Source organism: Desertivirga brevis (genome assembly GCF_017355835.1).
On sequence record NZ_JAFEWF010000001.1, the window covers coordinates 858,738 to 884,212 of the forward strand.

Annotated in this window: 22 protein-coding genes; 14 read left to right on the plus strand and 8 right to left on the minus strand. The window is 40.7% G+C overall.

Going from position 1 to position 25,475, the window contains the following annotated elements:
* The first annotated feature begins 5 nt into the window (after positions 1–5).
* The 3 genes from J4N25_RS03795 to J4N25_RS03805 all read left to right on the plus strand — a co-directional run bounded on the left by J4N25_RS03795 (position 6) and on the right by J4N25_RS03805 (position 5,543).
* Positions 6–1,910, plus strand: coding sequence for an OmpA family protein (locus J4N25_RS03795; RefSeq protein ID WP_242695767.1), 1,905 nt, complete (start codon positions 6–8; stop codon positions 1,908–1,910).
* Positions 1,911–2,125: 215 nt separating this feature from the next.
* A complete protein-coding gene (gene clpB / locus J4N25_RS03800; protein ID WP_207420816.1) occupies positions 2,126–4,747 on the plus strand; it encodes an ATP-dependent chaperone ClpB in 2,622 nt (873 codons plus the stop codon).
* Between the two features lie 217 nt (positions 4,748–4,964).
* The gene (locus J4N25_RS03805; protein ID WP_207420817.1) at positions 4,965–5,543 is read left to right on the plus strand and encodes a MarC family protein; all 579 of its coding nucleotides are present in this window, start codon (positions 4,965–4,967) and stop codon (positions 5,541–5,543) included.
* A gap of 5 nt (positions 5,544–5,548) precedes the next feature.
* On the opposite strand, the gene J4N25_RS03810 is transcribed toward J4N25_RS03805, so the two are convergent.
* From J4N25_RS03810 to J4N25_RS03825, 4 genes are all read right to left on the minus strand, one after another.
* Positions 5,549–6,718 (minus strand): RsmB/NOP family class I SAM-dependent RNA methyltransferase, encoded by a 1,170-nt coding sequence (locus tag J4N25_RS03810; protein WP_207420818.1) that lies wholly within the window; start codon positions 6,716–6,718, stop codon positions 5,549–5,551.
* Between the two features lie 175 nt (positions 6,719–6,893).
* The gene (gene guaA, locus J4N25_RS03815; RefSeq protein WP_207420819.1) at positions 6,894–8,423 is read right to left on the minus strand and encodes a glutamine-hydrolyzing GMP synthase; all 1,530 of its coding nucleotides are present in this window, start codon (positions 8,421–8,423) and stop codon (positions 6,894–6,896) included.
* A gap of 29 nt (positions 8,424–8,452) precedes the next feature.
* Complete coding sequence (locus tag J4N25_RS03820; protein ID WP_207420820.1) at positions 8,453–9,904, minus strand: MFS transporter; 1,452 nt, start codon at positions 9,902–9,904, stop codon at positions 8,453–8,455.
* 220 nt (positions 9,905–10,124) lie between these two features.
* Positions 10,125–10,550 (minus strand): hypothetical protein, encoded by a 426-nt coding sequence (locus J4N25_RS03825; protein WP_207420821.1) that lies wholly within the window; start codon positions 10,548–10,550, stop codon positions 10,125–10,127.
* A gap of 123 nt (positions 10,551–10,673) precedes the next feature.
* Here J4N25_RS03825 and J4N25_RS03830 point away from each other — a divergent pair, with 123 nt between their 5' ends.
* Complete coding sequence (locus J4N25_RS03830) at positions 10,674–11,435, plus strand: sulfite exporter TauE/SafE family protein (protein ID WP_207420822.1); 762 nt, start codon at positions 10,674–10,676, stop codon at positions 11,433–11,435.
* Positions 11,436–11,756: 321 nt separating this feature from the next.
* Here the strand turns inward: J4N25_RS03830 and J4N25_RS03835 are convergent, their stop codons facing one another.
* Positions 11,757–13,646 (minus strand): AAA domain-containing protein, encoded by a 1,890-nt coding sequence (locus J4N25_RS03835; protein ID WP_207420823.1) that lies wholly within the window; start codon positions 13,644–13,646, stop codon positions 11,757–11,759.
* 90 nt (positions 13,647–13,736) lie between these two features.
* On the opposite strand from J4N25_RS03835, the gene J4N25_RS03840 reads away from it, so the two are divergent.
* The 7 genes from J4N25_RS03840 to J4N25_RS03870 all read left to right on the plus strand — a co-directional run bounded on the left by J4N25_RS03840 (position 13,737) and on the right by J4N25_RS03870 (position 19,133).
* A complete protein-coding gene (locus J4N25_RS03840) occupies positions 13,737–14,318 on the plus strand; it encodes a Crp/Fnr family transcriptional regulator (RefSeq protein ID WP_207420824.1) in 582 nt (193 codons plus the stop codon).
* A gap of 107 nt (positions 14,319–14,425) precedes the next feature.
* Positions 14,426–15,361 (plus strand): ring-cleaving dioxygenase, encoded by a 936-nt coding sequence (locus J4N25_RS03845; RefSeq protein WP_207420825.1) that lies wholly within the window; start codon positions 14,426–14,428, stop codon positions 15,359–15,361.
* A gap of 1 nt (position 15,362) precedes the next feature.
* Positions 15,363–15,986 carry an alpha/beta hydrolase gene (locus J4N25_RS03850; protein ID WP_207420826.1) on the plus strand — a complete coding sequence of 208 codons (624 nt, stop codon included), beginning with the start codon at positions 15,363–15,365 and terminating at the stop codon, positions 15,984–15,986.
* Entirely contained in the window at positions 15,987–16,343 is a 357-nt protein-coding gene (locus J4N25_RS03855; RefSeq protein WP_207420827.1) for a cupin domain-containing protein, read from the plus strand.
* A gap of 387 nt (positions 16,344–16,730) precedes the next feature.
* Positions 16,731–18,065, plus strand: coding sequence for a DUF6089 family protein (locus J4N25_RS03860; RefSeq protein WP_207420828.1), 1,335 nt, complete (start codon positions 16,731–16,733; stop codon positions 18,063–18,065).
* A gap of 208 nt (positions 18,066–18,273) precedes the next feature.
* Entirely contained in the window at positions 18,274–18,882 is a 609-nt protein-coding gene (locus tag J4N25_RS03865; protein ID WP_242695768.1) for a DUF3291 domain-containing protein, read from the plus strand.
* 2 nt (positions 18,883–18,884) lie between these two features.
* Positions 18,885–19,133 (plus strand): hypothetical protein, encoded by a 249-nt coding sequence (locus J4N25_RS03870; protein WP_207420830.1) that lies wholly within the window; start codon positions 18,885–18,887, stop codon positions 19,131–19,133.
* A 7-nt stretch (positions 19,134–19,140) separates the two neighbouring features.
* On the opposite strand, the gene J4N25_RS03875 is transcribed toward J4N25_RS03870, so the two are convergent.
* On the minus strand, positions 19,141–20,013 hold the full coding sequence (locus tag J4N25_RS03875) for a fructosamine kinase family protein (RefSeq protein ID WP_207420831.1): 873 nt from the start codon (positions 20,011–20,013) through the stop codon (positions 19,141–19,143).
* A gap of 139 nt (positions 20,014–20,152) precedes the next feature.
* On the opposite strand from J4N25_RS03875, the gene lepA reads away from it, so the two are divergent.
* Complete coding sequence (gene lepA, locus J4N25_RS03880) at positions 20,153–21,940, plus strand: translation elongation factor 4 (protein ID WP_207420832.1); 1,788 nt, start codon at positions 20,153–20,155, stop codon at positions 21,938–21,940.
* 113 nt (positions 21,941–22,053) lie between these two features.
* Entirely contained in the window at positions 22,054–22,935 is an 882-nt protein-coding gene (locus J4N25_RS03885; protein ID WP_207420833.1) for a bifunctional 5,10-methylenetetrahydrofolate dehydrogenase/5,10-methenyltetrahydrofolate cyclohydrolase, read from the plus strand.
* A 109-nt stretch (positions 22,936–23,044) separates the two neighbouring features.
* On the opposite strand, the gene J4N25_RS03890 is transcribed toward J4N25_RS03885, so the two are convergent.
* Complete coding sequence (locus J4N25_RS03890; protein WP_207420834.1) at positions 23,045–24,274, minus strand: glycoside hydrolase family 88/105 protein; 1,230 nt, start codon at positions 24,272–24,274, stop codon at positions 23,045–23,047.
* 251 nt (positions 24,275–24,525) lie between these two features.
* Between J4N25_RS03890 and J4N25_RS03895 the strand changes: the two genes are divergently transcribed.
* Positions 24,526–25,017: a DUF6252 domain-containing protein gene (locus tag J4N25_RS03895; protein ID WP_207420835.1), complete on the plus strand. Its 492-nt coding sequence runs from the start codon at positions 24,526–24,528 to the stop codon at positions 25,015–25,017.
* 75 nt (positions 25,018–25,092) lie between these two features.
* Here J4N25_RS03895 and J4N25_RS03900 read toward each other — a convergent pair whose 3' ends face one another.
* Positions 25,093–25,380: a hypothetical protein gene (locus J4N25_RS03900; RefSeq protein ID WP_207420836.1), complete on the minus strand. Its 288-nt coding sequence runs from the start codon at positions 25,378–25,380 to the stop codon at positions 25,093–25,095.
* Positions 25,381–25,475: the final 95 nt, after the last annotated feature.

A 25,475-nucleotide genomic window follows, 5' to 3' on the forward strand; every position in this document is an offset into this window, starting at 1 on the left:
GTTTCATGAGTACCATGAAAACTTTTTTGGCTTTAGTCCTTTCTTTTTGTTTCTCTGGCGTTTTCGCACAGTCTTTATCTTCGCAAAATAAGAAGGCTTTAAAATCGTACGAGCTGGCAAACCAGCTTTTGTCTACTAATCAGTATACAAAAGCTTTGGATGAGTTAAAGTCGGCCGTGTCTGAGGACAATCGATTTGTTGAGGCCTATTTTCTCTCTGGTGATATTTTACGCCGCCTACAAAGGTTTGAGGAAGCAAAAGAGAATTATAAAAAGGTTGCTGAACTTAATCCTAAAATAGATCCGTCTTTATACTTCAATTTGGGAGAAAGTGAATTACGCACGGGCGCCTATGCCTCTGCATTGACTCATTTAAAGGAATATAGTTCTACCCCAAACCTCAGTGAAATCAGGAAAAAGCTGCTTTTGAAATATCTGGCAGATGCCGAATTCTCTGTTGAAGCGCTGAAAAGACCGGTTGGTTTCAATCCGCAAAATATTGGCCCTAGGGTGAACTCTTCAGCAGATGAATACCTGCCGGTTGTTACAGCAGACGAGAACAATCTGATCTTCACCAGGAAGAATAACAACAATGAAGATTTCTATCACAGCACGCGCTCTGGTAATTCCAGTTGGCAGAAGGCAAGCTATTTAAGCTCAAATATTAACACTACTCTTTTCAATGAAGGCTCTCAATGTATCTCCCCTGATGGGAAATATCTTTTTTTTACGGGATGTAACAGACCCGATGGTTTAGGAAGGTGCGATATATATGTTTGCCATAGGGAGGGCAATGAATGGAGCAAGCCTTTCAATTTGGGAGCACCAGTAAACGGTAATACATGGGAATCACAACCCTCCATCAGCGCAGATGGCCGCACACTGTATTTTGTCAGCAGCAGACCCGGAGGATTAGGAGGTTTTGATATCTGGAAAACTAATTTGCTGAAGGATGGCAGTTGGTCGACTCCTGAGAACCTTGGTCCCGAAATTAATTCCCCTTATGATGAAGAATCTGCTTTCATTCATCCTGATGGAAAAACAATTTACTTTTCTTCAAAGGGCTGGCCAGGCCTGGGAGGAAGGGACTTGTTTTTTAGCAAGCTGGATAATAACGGCAGGTGGCAGAAGCCTGTAAATCTTGGCTATCCAATTAATACTTATAAAGATGAGGGTGGCTTAACGGTCAGCACCAACGGAAGAACGGCCTATTTTTCCTCTGACAAAGAAGGAGGAATGGGAGGAATGGACCTCTATTCATTTGAATTAGCTAAATCCCTCAGACCCGAGCCGGTTACTTATGTTAAAGGTAGTATCACGGATGCTGAAACAGGAGAAGCACTGGCAGCAGGAGTTAAAGTGATGGAGTTAAGCGCTAACAACCCGGTATATGAAGATAATGCAGAAGAGGGGTCTTTTATAGCAACTATGCCAAGTGGAAAAAATTATGCTTTGGAGATCGAGAAAGAAGGATATTTATTCTATTCGCATAATTTTTCTTTGAAAGGGACCAGTGAATCAGATCAACCATTTTTAATAAAGGCGGCACTGAATAAAATAAAAGAAGGTGGCTTTGTAGTCTTGAATAATATTTTCTTCGACACTAATAAATTTACTTTACTGCAGGAATCAAAAGCTGAACTAGATCAGCTGATCAGCTTTCTTACAGTTAACCCTAAAGTTTCTATTGAAATCAGTGGCCATACAGATAATGTGGGTGATGAAAAATCCAATCTACTACTATCAGAAAACAGAGCAAAAGCAGTATACCAATATTTGATCTCCAACAAGATATCGCCAATTCGTTTAAGTTATAAAGGCTATGGAAAAACAAAACCCGTAGCTGATAATGCAACCGAAGTTGGAAGAAAGCAGAACAGGAGAACGGAGTTTAGGATCACGAAGATTTAAGGAGCTTGTCTCTACTATCGCCTATTGCAAAATAAATAACCTGTATTCCATTATCTATTAGGAGAAAATTAGGGATATTGCTCCCTTACCCGACATTTTTACAGTATAAATCATTAACGGGCAGACTTTTAGTCGTACCTCATAAAAACTAAAAGACAAATTTTCAGGAAATAAATGTTCCATGTTGCTGGCAAATCTTTTGCTTAAGGTAAAGCATGAATTTCAACAACTTTACAATCAAGGCACAGGAAGCAGTACAAAAGGCTTCCGAAATAGCAGTTGGCAATCAACAACAGGCTATTGAAAACGCTCATTTGCTGAAGGGATTGCTTTTGGTTGACGAGAACGTGATCAACTACCTATTAAAGAAATTAAACGTCAACGTTAACCGGATAAATACGGTTCTTGACGCAGAAATACAAAGTTTTCCAAAAGTATCTGGTAGTAATATCTACCTCTCTTCTTCTGCAAACGCTGCTTTAGTTAAAGCACAGAGCTATCTGAAAGAATTCAAAGACGAGTTTGTTTCGGTAGAACACATTCTCCTTGGTATTCTGAACGCAGGTGATAAATCCAGTAATATGCTTAAAGATGCAGGCGTTACAGAAAAAGACCTGAAGAAAGCCATTACAGAGTTACGAGGCGATAATAAGGTTACCGACCAAAATGCAGAGGCAACTTATAACGCCTTAAACAAGTATGCCCGTAACTTGAACGAGTATGCTGAATCAGGAAAACTCGATCCGGTGATTGGGCGGGATGATGAGATCAGAAGAGTTATTCAGATCCTTTCACGGCGTACCAAAAACAACCCGATCCTGATCGGTGAACCGGGAGTTGGTAAAACCGCTATTGCTGAAGGTATTGCCTTCCGTATTATCAAAGGTGACGTTCCTGAGAATCTCAAAACTAAAACCGTTTACTCACTTGATATGGGAGCCCTGATTGCAGGTGCTAAATATAAAGGAGAGTTTGAAGAACGCTTGAAGGCCGTAGTGAAAGAGGTTACTCAAAGCGATGGCGAGATCGTCCTGTTCATCGACGAAATCCATACCCTGGTAGGTGCGGGAGGTGGTGGCGAAGGCGCAATGGATGCTGCAAACATTCTGAAACCAGCCTTAGCCCGCGGAGAACTTCGTGCAATCGGAGCTACAACGCTTAACGAGTATCAGAAGTACTTAGAAAAAGATAAAGCGCTTGAACGTCGCTTCCAAAAGGTAATGGTAGACGAGCCCGACACCCAGGACGCTATTTCTATCCTTCGTGGGTTGAAAGAACGCTATGAAACCCACCATAAGGTGAGGATCAAGGACGAAGCGATCATTGCGGCAGTGGAACTATCTCAGCGCTACATCTCCGATCGTTTCTTACCAGATAAAGCCATTGACCTTATGGACGAGGCTGCTTCGAAATTGCGACTGGAAATGGACTCCGTTCCTGAGGCTGTAGATGAATTGGAAAGAAAGATCATGCAACTGGAGATCGAGCGTGAGGCGATCAAACGTGAAAACGACGAGAAAAAGGTTGCAGAATTGAGTGAGGAAATTGCCAATCTCTCTGCAGATCGTGATTCGCTAAGGGCTGCATGGCAGTCTGAAAAGGACTTGGTTGATGCCATTAACCACGAAGTTGAACAGATTGAAAATTACAAACTTGAGGCTGAACAGGCAGAACGTGCGGGTGACTACGGACGGGTGGCAGAGCTTCGCTACGGAAAGATCAAGGAATCGCAGGATAAGGTGGAGCGCCTGAAGAAAGAACTTCAGGAAAAACAATCTGACGGCAATCGCATGCTTAAAGAGGAAGTTACTTCTGAAGATATAGCAGGCGTAGTTTCCCGCTGGACTGGTATTCCTGTGACTAAAATGATCCAGAGCGAACGTGAAAAACTGCTGCATCTGGAAGAAGAACTGCACAAACGTGTTGCTGGTCAGGAAGAAGCTATCGAAGCTATTTCCGACGCAATTCGCCGCTCTCGTGCGGGCTTACATGATAAACGTAAACCAATCGGTTCATTTATCTTCCTTGGAACTACAGGAGTTGGTAAAACCGAGCTGGCTAAAGCATTGGCAGAGTTCCTTTTCAATGATGAACAAAGCATGGTGCGTATCGATATGAGTGAATATCAGGAACGTCATGCCGTTTCAAGATTGATCGGTGCTCCTCCGGGATACGTGGGATATGATGAAGGTGGTCAGTTAACAGAAGCTGTTCGTCGCCGGCCCTACAGTGTTATACTATTGGATGAAATTGAAAAAGCACATCCCGATGTATTCAACATCTTGTTGCAGGTACTGGATGATGGCCGCTTAACTGACAATAAAGGTCGAGTGGTGAACTTTAAAAATACGATCATCATCATGACTTCCAACATTGGTTCTCATTTGATACAGGAAAACTTCAGTTCGCTGGATGAAGACAACCGCGAAGAAGTGGTTGCACGAACAAAGAACCAACTGTTCGAATTGCTGAAACAGACCATTCGTCCTGAGTTCCTGAACCGCATTGACGAGCTGATCATGTTCACTCCGTTAAATAGAAGTGAAATTCGTGACATTGTTGCACTGCAGTTCAAACAGGTTCAGCAAACACTTGAGGATATGGGAATAGAGATCGATGCATCCGAGGAAGCGCTCGACTGGCTGGCCCAACTCGGCTACGACCCTCAATTTGGTGCAAGGCCCTTGAAAAGGGTTATTCAAAAACGTATACTGAATGAATTGTCTAAAGAGATCCTTGCTGGAAAAGTAGACAAAGAAAGCCGAATCCTGCTGGATGTGTTCGATAAAAAATTCGTATTCTTAAATAAGGATAAGCTCGAAGAAGTAGATGTATAAGAAATAGCAAAACGTATAGTAATTCAAGAGGGAGGTCCAAAAGGTCTCCCTCTTTTCGTTTACCAAAAATCTAGTTGCAAAACTATCCAAACTCGCCTACGATTTATACCAAATTTTTCTGCGACGCAACTCCTAGTTCACTAAATTTACCACCGAGCAAAACTCTTTTGAATCTATTTCATTTTGTATTTGCTCTCTCATAAGTACCTTATTTAGTATGATTAACTTTTTATCTCTGGACGGAAAGCAGATACTCACCGTTACAATGATTCTCTTTGCTATTATAGACATCATTGGCTCGATACCTGTTGTAATAGCCTTAAGGCAGAAAGCAGGTCGTATTCAATCAGGAAAAGCGACGTTGGTATCGGGGGGCTTGATGGTTGTTTTCCTTTATCTTGGGGATGAATTACTTAAGCTCATAGGTCTGGATAATGCTTCCTTTGCAATTGCGGGTTCCCTTGTGATCTTTGTAATAGCCATGGAGATGATCCTGGGAGTAACGTTTTTTAAGGAAGAGCATACTGACACAGTGTCCATTGTACCTCTCGCCTTTCCGCTAATTGCCGGCGCAGGTACGATGACAACTTTGCTATCCCTGAAATCAGAGTACGACACTCAAAATATCCTCGTAGGGATCATCATCAATATGTGTTTCGTGTTTCTGGTACTAAAAAATACGACCCGGATTGAACACTTGCTGGGTCAGTCCGGGTTGCATGTATTACGGAAAGCTTTCGGAATAATCCTGCTGGCTATAGCCATCAAGCTTTTTAGGTCCAATACCGGGATTTAGTTTTATTACGGCTTTACCAGTCTCGCAACAAACATTGTGTCCGCTTTATGCTCATATCCTTTTAGTATTTTTTGCTCTTCCAGTTCAAGGCCTAACTCCTGCTGAAGATAAACTACGTTCTCTTCGTTTTCTTCTTTAAAGGCAGAGCATGTAATAAAAACCAGCGGCTTTCCTGGTTTAAGATATTTAACTACATTTTTAATGATGGAACGCTGTAAGTTCTGAAAAGAATTGATCCTTCCCTCTCTGAATTGGCTGATCATTTCGGGACTTCTTCCCCAAGTACCTCCACCGCTGCATGGCGCGTCAAGTATGATCCCATCAAAAGAGAAATCATGAAGGACAGGATCAGGATTCTGTAGGAGATCGATAACCTTCTTCTGATATTTCAGAATACCTGCATTTCTAAAACGTTCGTCGAGATTTTCCAGAATGCTTTCTCTTACATCTGAAACCAAGAGCTTAATTGTAGGTTCCTGATCATGAATAAGTAATGACTTCCCGCCAGAGGCTGCACAGCAATCCCACCAGTAATCCCACTTGTTCGGTTGAAAGAACTCCCCTGCCTGCTGTGAAGAAAGGTCTTGTATTTCAAATGCTGATTGCCCCGCAAAGATCTGGTCCAACTTTGTTCCATTCGGCAAACGCAGGCTTGTTTCTGATTCTTCAACAAATGAAATCCCCGCATCAGACAATCTTGATTTTACGAGCCGTTCCTTCCCGCGGTGAATTCGAATAAAGAGGTCAGGCTGAATGAAGATTGATTTAAGAAATTCTCTTTTGTCTACCCCTTCTGATAAATGCTGATAAAAAGGGTAGACATCTTCTAACTTAAAACCCAGTTCTGACAATTCAAGAAAATTCAGCTTCTCTTCAAGCGGCTGCTCTATTTTTAAGTTCAGCTCCGGCTTAAAATGCTCCAAAAAAGCAGAGGAAGAAGAGCTGCATAGAAATTCTGCAAGAAATAAACGCTCGCTTGGAATAAGGTTAGGAGAGGCTTTCCCCAGGCGAAAGTAATTGTACAACAAGCCACTTGCCACACGCCGGTCGGTGCTACCCATTTGTTTATTCTCGCGAAAAAAGGCCGGGAGGAACTTTGTTAATGGCACATCCCCAGGATATTCATCCACTATGCGAAGAAATGTCTTAAGTTGATTTTCGTATTTAAAAGCCATATTTAGCTAGCCCCATTGCTCCCTAAAGGGGGAACCGGCAAGGCGTATGATTATAGTTAAAAAAAAGGTCCGTGCAAAACACGGACCATGAATTTTTATGCAAAAGTAAAATCGAAACTTAATCCTCCTTCTCAAGAGGGCCCGACTTTACATCTTGAGCCGGTGGGGCAAAATCTTACTCCCACTCAATAGTAGCCGGAGGTTTAGAGCTAATGTCGTAAACAACGCGATTAATGCCTTTTACATTATTGATAATTTCGTTAGAGATCTTTGCAAGAAGTTCGTATGGAAGATGACTCCAATCTGCAGTCATTCCATCTACTGAACCTACAGCACGTAAACAAATTACGTTTTCGTAAGTACGCTCATCTCCCATTACCCCTACTGACTGAACCGGAAGGAAAATAGCACCAGCCTGCCAAACTTTATCGTACCAGCCGGAAGCTTTCAGATTATTAATATAAATAGCATCAGCTTCCTGGAGGATCGCGACTTTCTCAGGAGTGATCTCCCCGAGAATACGTATCGCTAAACCTGGGCCTGGGAATGGGTGACGTTGAAGGATGATATCATCAATACCTAAAGTTTTACCTACTTTACGAACCTCATCTTTGAACAAAGTATTTAAAGGCTCAACAACTTTAAGCTTCATAAAGTCAGGAAGACCACCAACATTATGGTGAGATTTGATCGTCGCAGAAGGTCCTTTAACAGAGATGGACTCGATCACATCCGGATAGATAGTTCCCTGTCCTAACCATTTAACGTCCTGCACTTCGTGAGCAGCATCATCGAATACTTCGATAAATACACGACCTATTATCTTACGTTTTTGCTCAGGATCTTTTACACCGTTCAGCTGACTTAAGAACCGATCTTTAGAATCAATACCACGAACGTTTAGTCCCATGTGTTTGTATGATTCAAGCACCTGCTCGTACTCATCTTTACGAAGCAAACCGTTATCAACGAATATACAGTGAAGATTTGCACCAATAGCTTTGTGTAAAAGGATAGCAGCTACAGACGAGTCAACACCTCCTGATAAACCTAAAACGACTTTATCATTTCCGATCTTCTCACGCAATGAAGCAATGGTAGTTTCAACAAATGAATCTGGGGTCCAATCTTGTTTACAACCGCAAATATCTACCAAGAAGTTTTCAAGAAGTTGTTTACCATCAGTACTGTGGGTTACCTCTGGATGGAATTGAATCCCGTAAGTTTTTGTGCCTTTTATATGGTAAGCGGCAACATGTACTGAGTCTGTACTTGCAATTACTTCAAATTCTGCAGGGATTTCTTTAATGGTATCACCATGGGACATCCACACCTGAGAATCTTTCGGAATATTTTTCATCAAAGGATGGCTTTCTTCAATGAAATGAAGATTCGCTCTTCCATATTCACGAATAGTTGAAGGAATAACTTCACCACCTGAAGAATGAGCAAGATACTGAGCTCCGTAACAAACACCTAAAAGAGGGTATTTATTATGGAATTCTTCAACAACGATTTGAGGAGCATCCTCTTGTCTTACAGAAAAAGGGCTTCCGGAGAAAATAACTCCTTTTACAGTTTCATCAAATTCAGGAAGCTTGTTGTACGGATGAATTTCGCAGTATACGCTTAGTTCTCTTACTCTTCTGGCTATTAGTTGGGTATATTGTGAGCCGAAGTCAAGAATGATGATTTTTTCTTGCATGGGCAAAGATAGAAATTAAAATGAAACCCCTAAAAGAAAAACATCATTGCCCTTCTTAAGGAAGCTATAGGATTTCTAGCCTTAGCTTCTCTCACCACACTCCTTCTAATCCTGGTACGCATGTAGGTAACCACTTTATCTTTCTGAACCTCACCTTGTTCTCTTATTCCACCTAAGATCCTTAATGAATATAATGCCATCACTCCTCCTATGATGAAGAAAAAGCTCCAGCCTTTTAAATCCACCAACGGCAGTACAGAACTTGTTCCATCGCCTTTCCATTCAAAGCTCCATACTAATTGATGACTGGCGAAGAAATCAGCCAACAAACCACCAACCAAAGGTGCGATAGTAGAGAAAAACGCTACTGTCATGTTTTTTACTGAAAGATAAACGATGGCTTCTTCTTTAGGAGCTAGTTTCATCCCGATATTACCTATTCCCAAGTTAATTCCAGCGGTAGAGATACCACTGAATATATTAATTACCACCAACATGATCACAGTACCGATATGTGATCCTGGCATCGCGGTGAAGGCCCATGCAAGGATACAAAGCACGTAGATGGGAGCACAGATATTGATAATTGTTTTGTTGCTAAAGCGGTCTGAATATCTTCCCCATACTTTGATTGAAAAGATGCTGCTTAACTGCGCGATAATTCCAAAGGCTATGATGTAAGAAAGCTCAATTCCAAGAGTTTTCATCATATAAACTGAGAAAAATGGAGTTGCAAGATTTAAAGAAAACGCCCATGATGAATTGAAGGCAAGCAGCTTGCGGAAATTCTTATCCTTCAATGGCTTCTTAAGTAGTAGGAACAGGTTGTCGTTCACCATCATCGACTTGGGCTCGGGCGTCTTGGCCAGCATTAGCACCCCAAGCATCCCAAATCCTCCACCTATTAAAAACATCACCGAATAGGCTTGAAATTCGTAAGAGGGGTAGTGTGCTTTAATATAATCGAGTGAAAACGCTATGGATAAGCTTAACACCACGTTTAAACTTTGTGTTAATCTGCTTCTATGCGAAAAATATGTACCAAGCTGTTCTGTAGGAACCAAATCCCTCATCCATGAATTCCAGCTAGCTCCTGCAACTGAGCCGAAATAGTAATGAAAGAACAAGAAGAAAATCAATACAGACACACTGGTAGAAGTACTGAATATATATGGCAGAAGCGCTATAATTATCAATGGAAAGCGGGCAAAAATATTAGCTATGACCGCTATTGCTTTCCTGTTTTTATACTTCCTGACTAACCAAACGGATACTAATTGAAAAATACTACTGAAGGTGGGCAGGGCGGCTAAAACTCCTAATTGGAAATTTGATGCACCCATATGAATAGCCATGGCTACAAGGAATGCTCCTCCTGTAAATGAAACCATAGATTCAGCAAACAAGCCGTCTGCTATTACCAACTTTAATCCCGATTGCACGTCCTCTTTACTGAGGTTCTCAGACGGCTTAAAACTCATAAAACTCTTTCCCTTTTCTTTAAACTCAACTTTTGTACGCTGTTCGTACTTAATATGTTATCGCCTTTTTCAAAATAAAAGCCGAAGAGTGGTTCAACCAGAAAAATGCGTTTAAAGTAGATTAAGAAGTGTTTTATGCTAAAAGCAATGTATAGTTCGCCACAGGAACGTAGAAAGTATTGGCCAATACTCCCCACTCCTGTGGAAATAATTTACATAACTAGTTGAATGCTAACTCTGATGGCCCTGAAACTTTGCTTATATGGCAAGAACATTTTCCTCCCGTAATGAAGAAGGAGCCGCGTACAGTTTTATTTGAGACGGGATGTTTACCGGTAACAATAACAGAATCCCCTGCTTCTGAAATATCGGCCAGATTTGCATCCGACGCTACTAATGCTATTCCTTCCGAAGTAACAGTATCGGGAACATAGCCTTTAAGCATCGAAGCATTAGTACGCTTATTGATGGAGGTATAGTTTTTAACTTTAACTGGACTTCCATTTGAATCTATAAATTTCACAGACACCGCCCGAAACTCTTCTGTACACATGCGAGGCGGGCAATCGGTGGCCTGCGATTTTTCTAAAGTTTCACAGGAGGTAAACAAAGCAGTAATTCCTGCTATAAAAACCAATCTTTTCATTTTCGAAGGTTTAATGAATGGATAAGTAGATTACGAAGAAAGAACATCTAACGCTACAGTATAGATATTTGTTCAGGTACTTTCTTAGAGCTATCTTCGCGGTCGCCGCTCAAAACCCAGTCCATGCTGCTATTCAATCTTTTCTCATACCATCTTGAAATATCCGATATACTCATTATACTTCTGGTAGCCCTGTTAAGTGGCATGTCAAAGACGGGTGTTCATGGCGCCGGAATGCTTTCTGTGCCATTATTAGCTGTGGTGTTTGGAGGACAAAATTCCAGCGGCGTCATGCTTCCCATCCTTCTCATTGCTGATGTCATTGGGGTGTGGTATTACCACAGACACGCTTCAGTAAGGCATCTTCAAATGCTTATTCCCTATGCAATAGCTGGCATAGTTGCGGGAACTATTATAGGGAAAATGATCGATGACCAGACCTTCAGGGCTATTATGGCTGTAACCATACTAGGAAGTATTGTAATAATGGTATGGTTAAAACAGGAGCAGCATAAAAAGGAAATACCTCATAATAAAGTTTTCGCTGGTACAATGGGTATTCTGGGAGGATTTACTTCAATGGTGGGTAACCTGGCTGGCAGTGTTATGGCTGTTTATCTTCTCGCTGTTCAACTGCCAAAAAACATTTATATAGGAACAACTGCCTGGTTTTTTTTAATTATTAATTGGGCGAAAGTCCCCTCGCATGTTTTTGCATGGCACACTATTAATATTAACACGGCCCTGCTTGCTTTATCAACTACTCCGGCCATTGTTTTAGGAGCAGCAATTGGCATTGCCATCGTTAAACGTTTATCAGAAGAAAAGTACCGCTGGTTCATAATAGTCATGACTATTTTTGCTGCAGTACTTATGGTCTTTTAGTACAGTCGATGTAGCTGAAAACCTACACCCATTCTACCTCTCGTCCTGTTCTGTTAAATAAGCAGCAATAAAAGCAGCCATATGGCTTAAAACAGGCTCTTATATAATTCATTTTAAGCTTTTTAGAGAGAAATATAAGTCTGGCAAAGTTTTTACTAATAGTAAATTACCTATGAAAAACATTTCCAAAGTCAAAGCCAAGATGTTACATGTTGCTGGTGGTATTCAACAATTGATGATGATCTACTTCAGGTTTTAAAGGCTGCGTAATTTATCTCATCTTACGATCAAATAACTGATAAACTTCAGGCTTCCGGAATCTCAATTAATAAATTCCCACGCACTTTGATAGGAGTTTTCCTTTTCGGTGTGCTCTATAAAATTTGAGTAAAAAGGATGACGTGAAAGAGTAACGCTATCACCGATGACGACCAGTTTCTTCCTGGCGCGGGTCATGGCAACATTCATGCGCCTGATATCTGAAAGGAAACCGATCGAAGAATCTTCGTTACTTCTGGTCATGCTGATGTAAACGATGTCTCGTTCCTGTCCCTGGAAACTATCAATCGTATTGATAGATATATTTTTGTGGAAAGGCTCTAGATCAGGATTTTCTAAAATTAGATTTTTCAGCAACAAAACCTGTTCTCTATAAGGAGAGATAATGGCTACACTGGTTTCCTCAGAAAACTTAGCAGAAATACCAGCAAGGTGGTTCACCAAAAAAGCGGCTTCATCGGGATTGTTTAAGCTCGCCCCTTCTTTAACTTCATTGAACCCACAGCCGGCAGTATCAATATAAGAAAGGGCCTGTTCATCCGGAGAGATCACTCGGTTCGCAACGGAAGGGTGAGCGACAAGCTTATTATCGTAAAACACCCTAGATGAGTAAGCCATGATCAGGGAATTCATCCGGTATTGCTCTTCCAGCAGGGTCACTGCTTCGGGATGGTATTTAACTAGCTTCTCCAGCAGAGTAGTATTCAATCCCTTTTTTGCAGCTTCTTCTGATTTTATAGTTGGCGGTAACTGGCAATGATCACCTGCCAAGACAATCTTCTTAGCCTTTAGTATAGGTATCCAGCTTCCTGGTTCAAGTGCCTGTCCGGCTTCATCGATCACAACAGTCTCGTATTTCAATCCCCTTACACTGTAATGATTTGCTCCTACAAGGGTCGCAGTGATAATCTGAGCTTTGCTGATTAGATCATCGGCAATAAATTGTTCAATTTGATTTACTTCTTTCTGGATCTTATAGGCTTCATCGAACAGCGCTTTCCTCTGTTCCCTTTCCGCTTTTCCGAAGTTCCTTTTGTATTTATGAGCCATGTTAACATATTCCGAGGCCTGCTTCTTCAGCTTCTTTGCGTCCTTCATCGAAGGATGTTCTGCTATTTTAGCATCCAGGGTTAACGATACCAATTTCTCTGAAACACGAACGGGATTCCCGATCCTTAACACGTTGAGCCCTTCAGCTGCCAATTTTTCGCTTAATAGATCAACTGCAGTATTACTTGGCGCAACTACCAGTATCTGGTTCTTTTCGCGATGTGAGAGCTCCTTTATTCCCTGCACCAGGGTTGTTGTTTTTCCCGTGCCTGGGGGACCGTGAATGATGGCCAGATCATTAGCCGCCATAATTTTCCTTACCGCCTCCTGCTGCTGCTGGTTTAGAGTGGGTGATTCGTATCGAATATTTTCCTGAAATGAAGGCTTCTCCCCGCCTGTCAGAATTTCTAATAAGCGAGGCTTTGGTGATGACTCAGATAATTTCGCAGCTTGCTTTAAGGCCTGTTCCATCTCCTCATAACTATTGTTATCGAATAATAACTCTACCCCTAGCTTTCCATCTGAAGCCCAATCGGGCAGATCATCTGTTCGAAGAGTAATCTTAAGCCGGTTGTTATTCAAATAGCCGATAGTTCCTTCCACACGACATTTCTGAGGATCGTTATTAGAAAACAAGGCGACTGATGAGCCGGAGCGGAATTGATGGGAAATGTCTTGATTACTTGCCCTTTCTACTTCCACGGTTATATAATCTCCCCGACCAATTTCGGTACCTCTGATTGCTATTGGATACCAGATTAGTCCTAATGCCCGCCTGTCTGAGATAGTAGCCGACTGAGTTTGCTCAAGATACTGACGTAAATCTTCGTTGTATTCTATTTTAAGGAGAGATAGCTGATTCTGGAAATATGTATTCGACAAAGCCTTGTAATTTGGATAAAAGGAAACGGCCTACAAGCTACGGATATTATGCAGGTTTTGAAAATGTAAGGTGGGAAGCTATCTTTGAAGATGTTCCAGGAAGTTGACAAGCATATTACCCGTTGCTCCCCTTTTAGCCAGGCAGAACTTGAGTTATTTCATTCAAAGTTAAAACCACGAAAAGTCAGGAAAAGAACATTCCTGTTATCTGAAGGAGAGGTGTGCCGCTTCGAGGCTTATATTGTAAAAGGCTGTGTGAAGAAATATTTTATAGACAATAATGGAGATGAGGTAATTCTTCAATTTGCTGTAGAAGACTGGTGGATAAGTGATATTGCAAGTTTTGCGGAACAAAAACCCTCCAATTTATTTATAGAAACTCTTGAAGATTCAGAGCTTCTGATGATCGACTTTGAAAGCAAAGAGCAATTGTATAAGGAGATCCCACATTTAGAACGCGTTTTTCGACTGATGCTACAAAGGTCTTACGCTGTTCTAGAGAATCGCTTATATTCTACGGTTGCCAACTCTGCGGAAGAACGTTACCTTGATTTTATCAAGCGTTACCCTACCATACCGCAACGGGTACCGCAGCAGCAGATTGCTTCCTACCTCGGCATTACACCTGAATCTTTAAGTCGCATCAAGTCGAACCTTATAAAAAAGAGCTAGCTCCCAATTCTTATCCTACATCAATGTAAGGCTTCTGATAGCGCTGTAAATTTGAATCATCAAATCAGGAAATACAAAGCCTGAGATTCAAATTAAAAATAAACGCTATGGAAGATAAAATTTTAGGACTTCACCACATCACTGCAATCGCTGGTGAAGCAAAACGGAACTTCGACTTTTATACTCGTGTATTAGGCTTACGTCTGGTTAAGAAAACGGTAAACTTTGACGATCCCTATACCTACCACTTTTACTATGGTGATAAAGTAGGAACACCAGGATCTATATTAACGTTTTTCCCGTGGGAAGGTATTCAAAAAGGACGCCGGGGAACACAACAGGTTACTGAAATAGGTTATTCTGTTCCTGAGAACAGTCTTGATTTCTGGTTGAAACGCTTCGAAGCAAACAATATCAAATACAATAAGGTGTCAGAGAAATTTGGAGAACAATATCTCGGCTTTACAGATCCAGATGGTTTACAGTTCGAACTGGTTGTTCCAAAAACTGCAGATAAACGGCAACCGTGGGAAACAACTGAGGTTAGTGCTGAAAATGCAACCCGTGGCTTTCATAATATTACAATCACCACTAACAAGCTTCAGCCTACAGCAGATGTGCTGACCAAACTTTTCGGCTATCGATTATTAGAGGAGCACGTGAATCGGTATCGTTTTATTACCGACAATGTTCAGGACGCAGCAATTGTTGATGTGGTAGAGGCTCCGGGAGAAGTCATAGGCCAGGTAGCGGGTGGTTCAGTACATCATGTAGCGTTTCGAGTAGAGAATGACGAAGTGTTACTACGTTTTAGAGAAAAGATCCTGAATTATGGATTAGGTATCACAGAAAAAATTGACAGGAACTACTTCTATTCCCTTTACTTCCGCGAACCAGGAGGTGTATTATTTGAAATCGCTACCGATAATCCTGGCTTTGCAGTAGATGAAAGTGTCGAGGAATTAGGTACCGGACTAAAACTGCCGGCACAGTATGAAGCGTACCGGGAAGATATTTCAAGTAAACTAGCAAAACTCGATTAACATGTATACACACGATAAAAAAATAATAAAAGCAGGCTTACCTGCATCTGAAGCAAAAAAGGCGATAATCATGATACATGGCAGAGGTGCTTCTGCTGAAAGCATCATTTCCCTTGCAAATCATCTCCAACTCGGCGATGCAGCAATATATGCTCCTCAGGCTACAAATCACAGCTGGTACCCCTACAGTTTCATGGCGCCAGTAAAGGAAAACCAACCGGCCCTTGATTCAGCTTTAGAGCTTATAGCTGAGACAGTGAAAGAGATAATTAGTGATGGTATCCCACTAGACAAGATCTACTTCCTGGGATTTTCCCAGGGAGCCTGTTTAAGTCTTGAATATGTTACCAGAAATGCGGCAAGATTTGGAGGTGTGATAGCCCTTACGGGGGGCTTGATTGGTCAGGAGTTGAATATGAATAACTACAAAGGCGATTTCAAAGAAACTCCTGTCCTGATCACTACCGGCGACCCGGATCCTCATGTTCCCGTTTCAAGAGTAGAGGAAAGTATTAGGATTATCGAAGGATTGAATGCCATAGTGACTTCAAAAGTTTATAAAGGCCGCCCTCATACTATCCAGTCAGAAGAGATAAAGCTTGCTAATAATCTTATCCTAATCTAGATGGAAGAATTTAAGATAACAAGAATATATTCAGACGGTAATGGCGATAGCCATTTTGAGGAGCTAAAATTGCCTTTGAATTCAGGTGGAGCTATTGGCTATTTATCGGACAAGTTTAAAGTAGAGAACCTGATTTTCCGCAAAGTTCCGCCAGGTTACGATTACGAATTCCATACCGCTCCTGCCCGGCAATATATTATCCTTCTAGATGGGGAGATCGAAATAGAAACATCCCTTGGTGAAAAAAGAATTTTTGGTGCAGGAGATGTTTTATTGGTCGAAGATGTTGAAGGAAAAGGTCATCGAACGCGAAATACGCAGGCAATAGAGCGAAAATCTATTTTTGTGACGATTTAAAATCTTGATTTTTTAAAAACTCATGTGCCGCTTTCAGGATAAAAACTTATCTTTGGCAGCACGTGAGTAATTTGTTAGAAAGGGGTCTATAAATTACATATCTATCTATGATCAAATAAGTTGTAACAATGCCAACTTATAGAAATACAATTTTCCTTGAAAAAACAGGGGACTAAACTTATGTATCTGCTTCACCATCATTTTACCTATGGGTTAAATACGCAATATACCATCCTATCAAATAGTTGTTCTACATCTCCGGCTAAAGGCGACTGATAGTGAAAAAAACAAATTTCCATGAAAAAGTGTTATGGAAGAACAAACACAAAAATTTAAGCAATAATTAAATAAATAATAATTCAAAACTGTAAGGAGGCTGTACACCCTATGAAACAATTTTTACAAGACGACAAAGCGGACCCGCTAAGTACTAATTCAAATCGAAAAAGATCAAGACTGAGAAAAACTATATTACTTTCCTTTCTTCTTGGCGCGCTAACTACCAGCACATTTGCTCAAAACAATGGACCTGACAGTACAGGTCGTTACAGGGCAGAACATTTAAGAACATGGTCAGTAGGTGCGTTCGCAGGACTATTAACTCCTCATACCTTGTTCTGGTCTAACAAAAATAATGATTACCGCACCCCAACTGAGACATTCGGTTACGGAATTTTTGTTAAAAAGCAGATCATCCCTGCATTTGGATTTCAGGTTGACTGGATGAGAGGAGAAGTTAAAGGAATTAGAGCACAAACCCCTCTTGGTATAACCCAAAATTCATCTTATACGACGAAATTTGGATATGCGGCAAATCTTACTGCCCACTATACATTCGTCAACTTCAAAATGCATGATGAATTTGGCTTGATCGGCCCTTATATTAAATCAGGTATTGGCTACTCCAATTTTAAACCGGAGGCTGTAAATTCAGGCAACACAGAACCTGGGTACAGGGAGGCTTTCATTATTCCTGCGGGACTAGGTTTAAAAATTGGATTATGGAAAGGTGTTAATCTGGATATGGGTTACACTATTAACTTTATGAAGACAGACCGCTTTGACAGCTATGATTATGGCAATACTTATGATAAGTGGTCATTTAGTCATATTGGTCTGGAAATCGCTCTAGGAAAGAAAAGCAAACACCAAATGTCATGGTACAATCCTTCGGCAAGAGTTGGTAACCCATATGATGACACTGCCCTTAAGAGAGCAATTGCGAGACTGGACAGTTTACAGAAAGAAGATCGTGCAAGATATGATCGCGAACTTGGAGATGCCGACAATGATGGTGTAGCTAACAAATTCGACAAATGTCCAAATACACCAGATTCAGTTCGCGTTGATGGATCAGGTTGTCCGCTACCTAAATTTGCTGCCGACATACTTAGAGATGCCTTTAACAATCTGGAATTTGAGTTTGGAAAGGCAAACATTCGTAACAGTTCATATCCATCATTGGACAAACTTGCTCAACTACTTGTTGACCATGGATATACTTTGAAAATTTCAGGACATACAGACGCTATTGGTTCGGATAAGTTCAACTTTAAATTATCTAAAGACAGGGCTGAAGCTGTAAAATCATACCTGGTGAGAAAAGGTGCGAATGCATCAAAAATTGAAGCGACTGGTTATGGTGAATATCAACCTATCGCACCAAATGACACGCCTGAAGGTCGTGCAAAAAACAGACGTGTAGAGTTAACTTTATACTAGGAATTCTTAATTCCCATCAAAGCCGCCTCCTTCCTGGGGCGGCTTTCTTTTTATATTCATCCAATTGTCTTATTTCCTTCAATAATTCGAGTATTTCGAATAATTTCTCTAGTATAGCCTTATGCTGGTTTCCTTAACAATTGTCAGATACAAACCCCTATTTGTACCCCTTGCCTTCATGTCCATGGCCCTTCACCGGCTCCCACTTATGCTTAACAGAAATTGCAGCTTCTGGAAGTTAATGGGAAGTGGAAAAAATGGCACTTTTGATTTGAAGCCGGACTATAAACAATGGGCTCTAATCGCCGTCTGGAAGGATCAACAAGCATTTGAATCATTCAAGAATTCCTCATTCATCTCCTCCTGGTGGAAGACTTTCTGCACGGAAACTTACACCATTTTAAGTACCCCTATAGCAAGTCATGGGAGTTGGGATAAGCAAAATCCATTCAAGACTTCTGAGAATATTCAATTTGACGGACCTGTAGCTGTTCTTACAAGGGCTACCATCAGGTTTAACCGTTTAAAGAATTTCTGGCAAAATGTAGATAAAGTAGCAGGTATTATGACCGATGCAAAGGGATATATCACCTCATTCGGCATTGGTGAGACTCCATTTTTTCGCCAGGCCACTTTTTCTGTTTGGGAAAGTCTTGATGATGTAAAAGCATTTGCTTATCGTTCTACTGAACACAGGGAGGTAATTCAAAAGACAAGGGATGAGAACTGGTACAGCGAAGAACTGTTTGCAAGATTTAAACCTCTTGCTACCTTTGGCACCTTAAACGGAAAAGATCCACTAGCTGGAATAATATAATTATGAGAGTTGTTGCGGAATTACCACGCCCGGATTGCAAGATTACGATCTTCTCAATGAATATGAAGTTTGTGATTAAATTTGAACAGGGAGTATTAGAACAAACTTACAAGTTATCCGAAATGGACGTCACAGGTGGATTGGATGGAGTATTTCAATTACTTGACGAAGAATTTATTGCCAGTGTTGTTGAGCGGTTTAAAGGTATGAACCATGATTTCCACGATGCTTATCAAAGACATGAGGTATAGTAGTTTTTTATATCCATTGCTTAAGACAGCGTTGTATATCGTTCAGATACCCTCGTCCAAAGATGTTTAGATGAATTAACAGCGGGTACAAGTTCCAAAAACTAACTCTCCTCTCCCATCCGCTTTCCAATGGGAAGCTTTCCTGGTAAGAAGCATAAAAATCAGGGCCAAAACCTCCGAAAAGCTGCGTCATGGCGATGTCCACTTCACGGTGAGAAAATGCAACCGCCGGATCAATTAAATAAGGGCTATTTGCAGAATCGATCAAATAATTACCTGACCACAAATCGCCGTGAACTAGCGCGGGAGGCTGATCTGGAATAATTTCTTGAGTTTTGTTAAATAGAATCTCAAACTTCCCTTTTAATTCTTTGTCAATTAATCTTTGAGCTGATGCCAGTTCAACCTGAACCTTCAGTCTTTGCTCTGTAAAGAATTCTGCTATCGAATCAAATTTTCCGTTTTGTTGACTTATGGATCCCATGTAATTATTATGGTCCAGGCCATAGTATGAATTTGAACACTTGTGCACTTCGGCGAGTTGAGTACCTAAAGTAGATTGGGCCTTAGGTGAGTTAACTCCTCTTTCTATAAACTGAAGGATCAAATATTGCTCATTAGCCACTTCTCCAAATGCAATCACTTCAGGTGATGCTATTTTACATGTTTCAGCTATAGCCCTTAAACCAGCAGCTTCAGCAATAAACATTCCCTGGTATTCTGTCGCATTATTTACTTTGAGAAAAAACCGATTTGAACAATAATTTACCAAATAGCAATTATTGATAGAACCACCCGAGACAGGCTGAATAACATTTACCTCTCCTCTTATTCCAAGACGGTCTGCCAGTGCTATATTTAATCCATCTTTAAGATTCATACTTAACATAAAAAGTTATTTTTTTATTATTGAAGCTTCCCAGAACAAAAAACCCTTCTTGCACCCTCTTTTGCAGCAATCTAAAAGTAAACAAAGACCCAACAATTATTCTAATGAAAAGTCTATCTTTGTTGTTCAAATGAAGCATATTCGTAACTTTTGCATTATTGCACACATCGATCACGGAAAGAGTACATTAGCTGATCGATTACTGGAATATACCAATACAATCACTCAACGTGAAGCTCAGGCACAATTGCTTGACGATATGGATCTTGAGCGTGAACGTGGAATAACCATTAAGAGTCACGCCATCCAGATGAATTATAAACAAGATGGTGAAGACTATGTGCTTAACCTTATCGATACTCCTGGACACGTTGACTTTTCATACGAGGTTTCCCGGTCTATTGCTGCCTGCGAAGGGGCATTATTAATTGTAGATGCAGCTCAGGGTATTCAAGCTCAAACTATCTCCAACTTATACCTCGCACTGGAGCACGATCTGGAGATCATTCCGATCCTGAATAAAATGGACCTTCCGGGCGCAATGCCTGAGGAGGTAAAAGACCAGATCATCGATTTGATCGGGTGTAAACGTGAAGATATTATTCCAGCTTCCGGTAAAACGGGAATGGGAGTTTATGATATTTTAAGAGCAATTGTAGAGCGCGTTCCTGCTCCGGTAGGTAATCCGGAGGGAGAATTGCAAGCTTTGATCTTTGACTCGGTGTTTAATTCCTTCCGCGGTATCATCGCCTACTTCAAGGTAGTGAATGGTGAGATCAGAAAGGGAGATAAAGTAAAATTTATTGCTACCGGAAAAGAATACTTTGCAGATGAGGTTGGAACGCTAAAACTTCAGCAACAGCCAAAAGATGTGATTAAAACAGGTGATGTAGGCTACATTATCTCAGGAATAAAGGAAGCACGTGAAGTTAAGGTGGGTGATACCATAACAACGGTTGACCGCCCTTCGAAAGATGCTATTCAAGGTTTTGAGGAAGTTAAACCAATGGTATTTGCAGGTATTTATCCTGTTGATACCGAGGATTATGAAGAGCTCCGCGAAAGCATGCATAAACTGCAGTTGAATGATGCCTCTATCGTATTTGAGCCAGAATCGTCTGCGGCATTAGGATTCGGTTTCCGTTGTGGTTTCCTTGGAATGCTTCACATGGAGATCATCCAGGAACGCCTTGAACGGGAGTTCAACATGACCGTTATCACCACTGTACCGAACGTATCCTATATAGCATATACTACTAAGGGCGATGAGGTACAGGTAAACAATCCATCAGATCTTCCTGACCCAAGTAGGATTGATAAGATCGAAGAACCTTATATCAAGGCGAATATTATTACGAAGGCAGAATTTGTTGGGCCGGTAATGTCTCTATGTATTCAAAAGAGAGGAATTATTGTTAATCAATCATACCTTACTTCAGACCGTGTCGAGTTGGTTTTTGAAATGCCGATGGGAGAAATCGTATTTGATTTCTACGACCGGCTAAAAACCATATCAAAGGGTTATGCATCGTTTGACTACCATCAGATCGGTTACCGTCAATCTGACCTCGTAAGATTAGATATTCGATTAAATGATGAACCTGTGGATGCTCTTTCCTCTTTAATTCACAGAAGCAATGCTTACGACTTCGGTAAGAGGATCTGTGAAAAATTAAAGGAGCTTCTTCCTCGTCAACAGTTCGAGATTAAAATTCAGGCGTCAATCGGTGCTAAAGTAATAGCAAGAGAAACCATTAGCGCCCTTCGTAAAGACGTAACTGCTAAATGTTACGGTGGTGACATTTCCCGGAAGAGGAAGCTATTGGAGAAACAAAAACAAGGTAAGAAACGGATGCGCCAAGTTGGAAACGTAGAAATTCCTCAATCGGCGTTTATGGCAGTATTGAAGCTGGATTAGTCCCCTCTACCCCTTTACATAGGGTGTGGATGACACATAGAATAAAATTAACTTTTAACCTATCAACCTGATCCCCCTTTAGGGGATTAAGAGGCTTAGGGAATTAGAGCTACATGAATTTACTAGATGGAAAATACGTTTCAGAAAAACTGAAACAAGAAATAGCAGTCGAGGCTGCAGAAGTATTAGCAACTACCGGACGTAAACCGCACCTCGTTGCCATTTTGGTTGGAAATGACGGAGGGAGTGAAACTTACGTTGCCAGCAAAATGAAGAACTGTGAGAAGGTAGGATTCAAATCTTCCCTGATCCGATACGATGATTCCGTTTCTGAGGCCGAACTTCTTGCTAAGGTGGAGGAGATCAACCAGGATCCGGAAGTAGATGGACTAATTGTTCAGCTGCCTCTGCCCAAACATATTGATCCGGAGAAAGTAACAGAGAAAATAGATCACAGAAAAGACGTGGATGGCTTCCACCCTATCAACCTTGGAAGAATGATGCGTAATCTTCCTTGTTTTATTCCAGCTACGCCTTACGGTATAATGCTTATGCTTGAAGAATACAAGATTGAAACATCAGGAAAGCACTGCGTAGTGATCGGAAGAAGCAATATTGTAGGAAGCCCAATGAGCATCCTTATGGCAAGGAACGCTGCCCCGGGAAACTGTACAGTAACCCTTACCCACAGCCGTACTCAAAATCTTGAGGAGGTTATACGTTCTGCCGATATTATTGTAGCTGCCATAGGTAAAAAGAACTTCGTAACTGCTGATATGGTAAAGGAAGGAGCTGTTGTAATTGATGTGGGAATTAACCGGGAAGTTTCTGAAACTACTAAGTCCGGATATAAACTTTACGGAGATGTGGATTTTGAAAACGTTGCTCCTAAAGCAAGCTGGATCACCCCTGTTCCTGGAGGTGTTGGATTAATGACCATTGTTGGCTTATTAAAAAACACTTTGGCTTCAGCTAAAAAAGAGATCTACAAATAAGAGACGTTGTCTTAAGACCGACATACAAATTTAAATGACGGAATTTAGAGACTTGGTTTTGCAATAGAAACCTCTCTAAATTCCGTCTTTTGTTTTAGGTCCCCTGACCTTACTTTTTTGTCAGCTTTTCAAGCTTTAAGATCTCTACACCCGCATCGATAAGCGGACCAGTTCCATGCTTTTCATTTAGTCCTACCGGTCGATTGTAGTAGAACGGCAAGTTGTCCTGGATTCCAGTACCTACACAAATATCCTTTAGCTGGTATTGTTCGTTGAGTTTATGTTTCTTCAAACCTTCCCAACCTGTTTTTGCAATAGAAGCATATCGCTTATCAATCCAGCCTTCGTTAATAGCGTGTGCGATACCATAAACGAACATGGCTGTACAAGAAGACTCCAAATAAGAATCTTCCTTATCCAGGATTTGATGCCATAATCCATCTCCATTCTGATAGTGGGCCAATCCCAGGATCTGCTCTTCCAATAACTTTTTGATGTCCTTCTTCCTTGAATCATTATCACTCAATTTATCCAGTAAACGTACTTTAGACAATAACATCCATCCATTACATCTTCCCCAATGCGCTACACCATTCCTCTTTAAATCAGTATAATAGGTATGCCAATAAATACCTTTTTCTTTATCCCATAGATAGTTATGAAAGTTTTTCACTTGCTTAACCGCATCATCCAAATATTTCTTATCCCCCGTTAACGCTCCCATATTAGCAAGAAAAGGAACACTCATGTAAAGGTCGTCAGCCCATAGGGTCATCTTATGGGGAAATGCTCTCACAAAAGTTCCGTCCTGCATTCTAGGTCTTTCCTTAATTAAGTGGTTGGCAGCCTTTTCTACATAAGTCTTGTATTCAGGTCTCGGATCTTTTGCATAAACCTCAATAACACTTGCACTCATAGCTCCGAAATCGTCAAGCTCCTCCATTGTGAAGAACTCACCATATGGATAGGTGTAATGCTTTACATCATTTTTAAAACGCTGTTGGAATGTTCGGTAATTGTCAAAACCAAAGGCCACATGACGAGTGGCGTAGTTAAAATATTTCGGATCATTCAAGTAATTTCCCAAATTGATCATTGCCAGGTTTAAAACTCCATGGGCATAATGCCAACCAGTATAGGGACTTGCATATTTTACTTTTACATTTTCGGGGATGTCTGTAGAGGATTGATAGAACTTCTTTGTTTCGGTATCCTCAAATCCAAGGACGGTTTCTTTGATTACCTGATCGGCAATTTTTCGAACAACTTCTTCATTGGTTTGAGCTGAAACTCCTTCAAAAAGTAAAAAGCAAATTAGTAATGAGGCTATACGTTTCATGGTATTAAAATATTGTGAGGCCTAATTAAAAAACAAAATTTATAAACGAAGGTAAATTCGCCAGCTTATCAAAAATATTACACGATTGACAAAGTGAAAACAGATCTGAAATTTTAAGACTTTGGAAGGTTCCCCAAATATATATCTTGACAAGTGACAGGCCTTTTTTTGATTTTTTTTAATTCGTGTGTAATGTTCCAGTTTGAAGTCCCGTATCGGTTACAGAATTAATAATTAACACGTTTTATTTTATGAAAAAAATTACATCTATTCTTTTAACAATCTCTCTTGTAGCTTTAGGTTTTTCTTCTTGTAAAAAAGATGACGCAGAAAAAGTTGATGACCTGGAGGATATCAAATCAACCAAAATGAGCTGGAAATTTGATGGAACAGCTAAAACAAGTACTACCTTATTTGCTCATAAAGACGAAGGAGACTTAACAGTTATTGGGGGCATTAATGAAACGGAAACATTGACCTTATATATCAGTGAGTTTCATGGCACAGGAGACTATAACGTTGATGATGAGGAAAACAGTATCCACTACGTTACTGCAGCCGGAATAAGTAATCCTGCCGCCCTTTTTGCTGCTAAAGATGGAGTAATTAAAATTACATCTTCTACTAATGGAGAGGTTAAAGGAACCTTCTCTGGCACCCTGGAAAATGCCTTAGATCAAACTAAACCAATGACCGAAGGTAAATTTGAGGCCAAAATTGTCACCGGTAGCAACTTTGACTAATTAACGCAAAGGCTATCCAAATAAATTACTTGGATAGCCTCTTGTATTACTATAACAATCATTCAACCAACCCTTCTACGAACTATAAGAAGGATCTGGATCTGCAGAAAAGTTATCATACTTATTCGGATAGTTTCCTTGCTGAGTAGATCCCTGCTGTGAGCTAACCTTCGCAAACTGACCTTTAACCTGATCAATATAGGGCTTTACTTTATCAGTGTAAGGCTTAGCCTTTTCCATCCATTCGGGAGCCTTTGCTTTTAAATCATCTGCAATTGAAGTTCCATCAGGACGCTTTTTAGTAATATAGTGTGCACCCGCTGCCACTGCAGCTCCTGTGACTAATAATCTTAATAATCCCATAGTTATCTGTTAAAGCCTAATTAAAACAAAGGTGATGCCAATCTTTTAAAAAATAATATTCTCATCCCCCTAAAATAGCAATGGGATAAAACTTC

Bases quoted from the DNA above. Each gene is read 5' to 3' on its own strand.
- J4N25_RS03795 (WP_242695767.1), top strand. From the start codon at position 6: ATGAGTACCATGAAAACTTTTTTGGCTTTAGTCCTTTCTTTTTGTTTC.
- clpB (WP_207420816.1), top strand. From the start codon at position 2,126: ATGAATTTCAACAACTTTACAATCAAGGCACAGGAAGCAGTACAAAAG.
- J4N25_RS03805 (WP_207420817.1), top strand. From the start codon at position 4,965: ATGATTAACTTTTTATCTCTGGACGGAAAGCAGATACTCACCGTTACA.
- J4N25_RS03810 (WP_207420818.1), bottom strand. From the start codon at position 6,718: ATGGCTTTTAAATACGAAAATCAACTTAAGACATTTCTTCGCATAGTG.
- guaA (WP_207420819.1), bottom strand. From the start codon at position 8,423: ATGCAAGAAAAAATCATCATTCTTGACTTCGGCTCACAATATACCCAA.
- J4N25_RS03820 (WP_207420820.1), bottom strand. From the start codon at position 9,904: ATGAGTTTTAAGCCGTCTGAGAACCTCAGTAAAGAGGACGTGCAATCG.
- J4N25_RS03825 (WP_207420821.1), bottom strand. From the start codon at position 10,550: ATGAAAAGATTGGTTTTTATAGCAGGAATTACTGCTTTGTTTACCTCC.
- J4N25_RS03830 (WP_207420822.1), top strand. From the start codon at position 10,674: ATGCTGCTATTCAATCTTTTCTCATACCATCTTGAAATATCCGATATA.
- J4N25_RS03840 (WP_207420824.1), top strand. From the start codon at position 13,737: ATGTTCCAGGAAGTTGACAAGCATATTACCCGTTGCTCCCCTTTTAGC.
- J4N25_RS03845 (WP_207420825.1), top strand. From the start codon at position 14,426: ATGGAAGATAAAATTTTAGGACTTCACCACATCACTGCAATCGCTGGT.
- J4N25_RS03850 (WP_207420826.1), top strand. From the start codon at position 15,363: ATGTATACACACGATAAAAAAATAATAAAAGCAGGCTTACCTGCATCT.
- J4N25_RS03855 (WP_207420827.1), top strand. From the start codon at position 15,987: ATGGAAGAATTTAAGATAACAAGAATATATTCAGACGGTAATGGCGAT.
- J4N25_RS03860 (WP_207420828.1), top strand. From the start codon at position 16,731: ATGAAACAATTTTTACAAGACGACAAAGCGGACCCGCTAAGTACTAAT.
- J4N25_RS03865 (WP_242695768.1), top strand. From the start codon at position 18,274: ATGCTTAACAGAAATTGCAGCTTCTGGAAGTTAATGGGAAGTGGAAAA.
- J4N25_RS03870 (WP_207420830.1), top strand. From the start codon at position 18,885: ATGAGAGTTGTTGCGGAATTACCACGCCCGGATTGCAAGATTACGATC.
- J4N25_RS03875 (WP_207420831.1), bottom strand. From the start codon at position 20,013: ATGAATCTTAAAGATGGATTAAATATAGCACTGGCAGACCGTCTTGGA.
- lepA (WP_207420832.1), top strand. From the start codon at position 20,153: ATGAAGCATATTCGTAACTTTTGCATTATTGCACACATCGATCACGGA.
- J4N25_RS03885 (WP_207420833.1), top strand. From the start codon at position 22,054: ATGAATTTACTAGATGGAAAATACGTTTCAGAAAAACTGAAACAAGAA.
- J4N25_RS03890 (WP_207420834.1), bottom strand. From the start codon at position 24,274: ATGAAACGTATAGCCTCATTACTAATTTGCTTTTTACTTTTTGAAGGA.
- J4N25_RS03895 (WP_207420835.1), top strand. From the start codon at position 24,526: ATGAAAAAAATTACATCTATTCTTTTAACAATCTCTCTTGTAGCTTTA.
- J4N25_RS03900 (WP_207420836.1), bottom strand. From the start codon at position 25,380: ATGGGATTATTAAGATTATTAGTCACAGGAGCTGCAGTGGCAGCGGGT.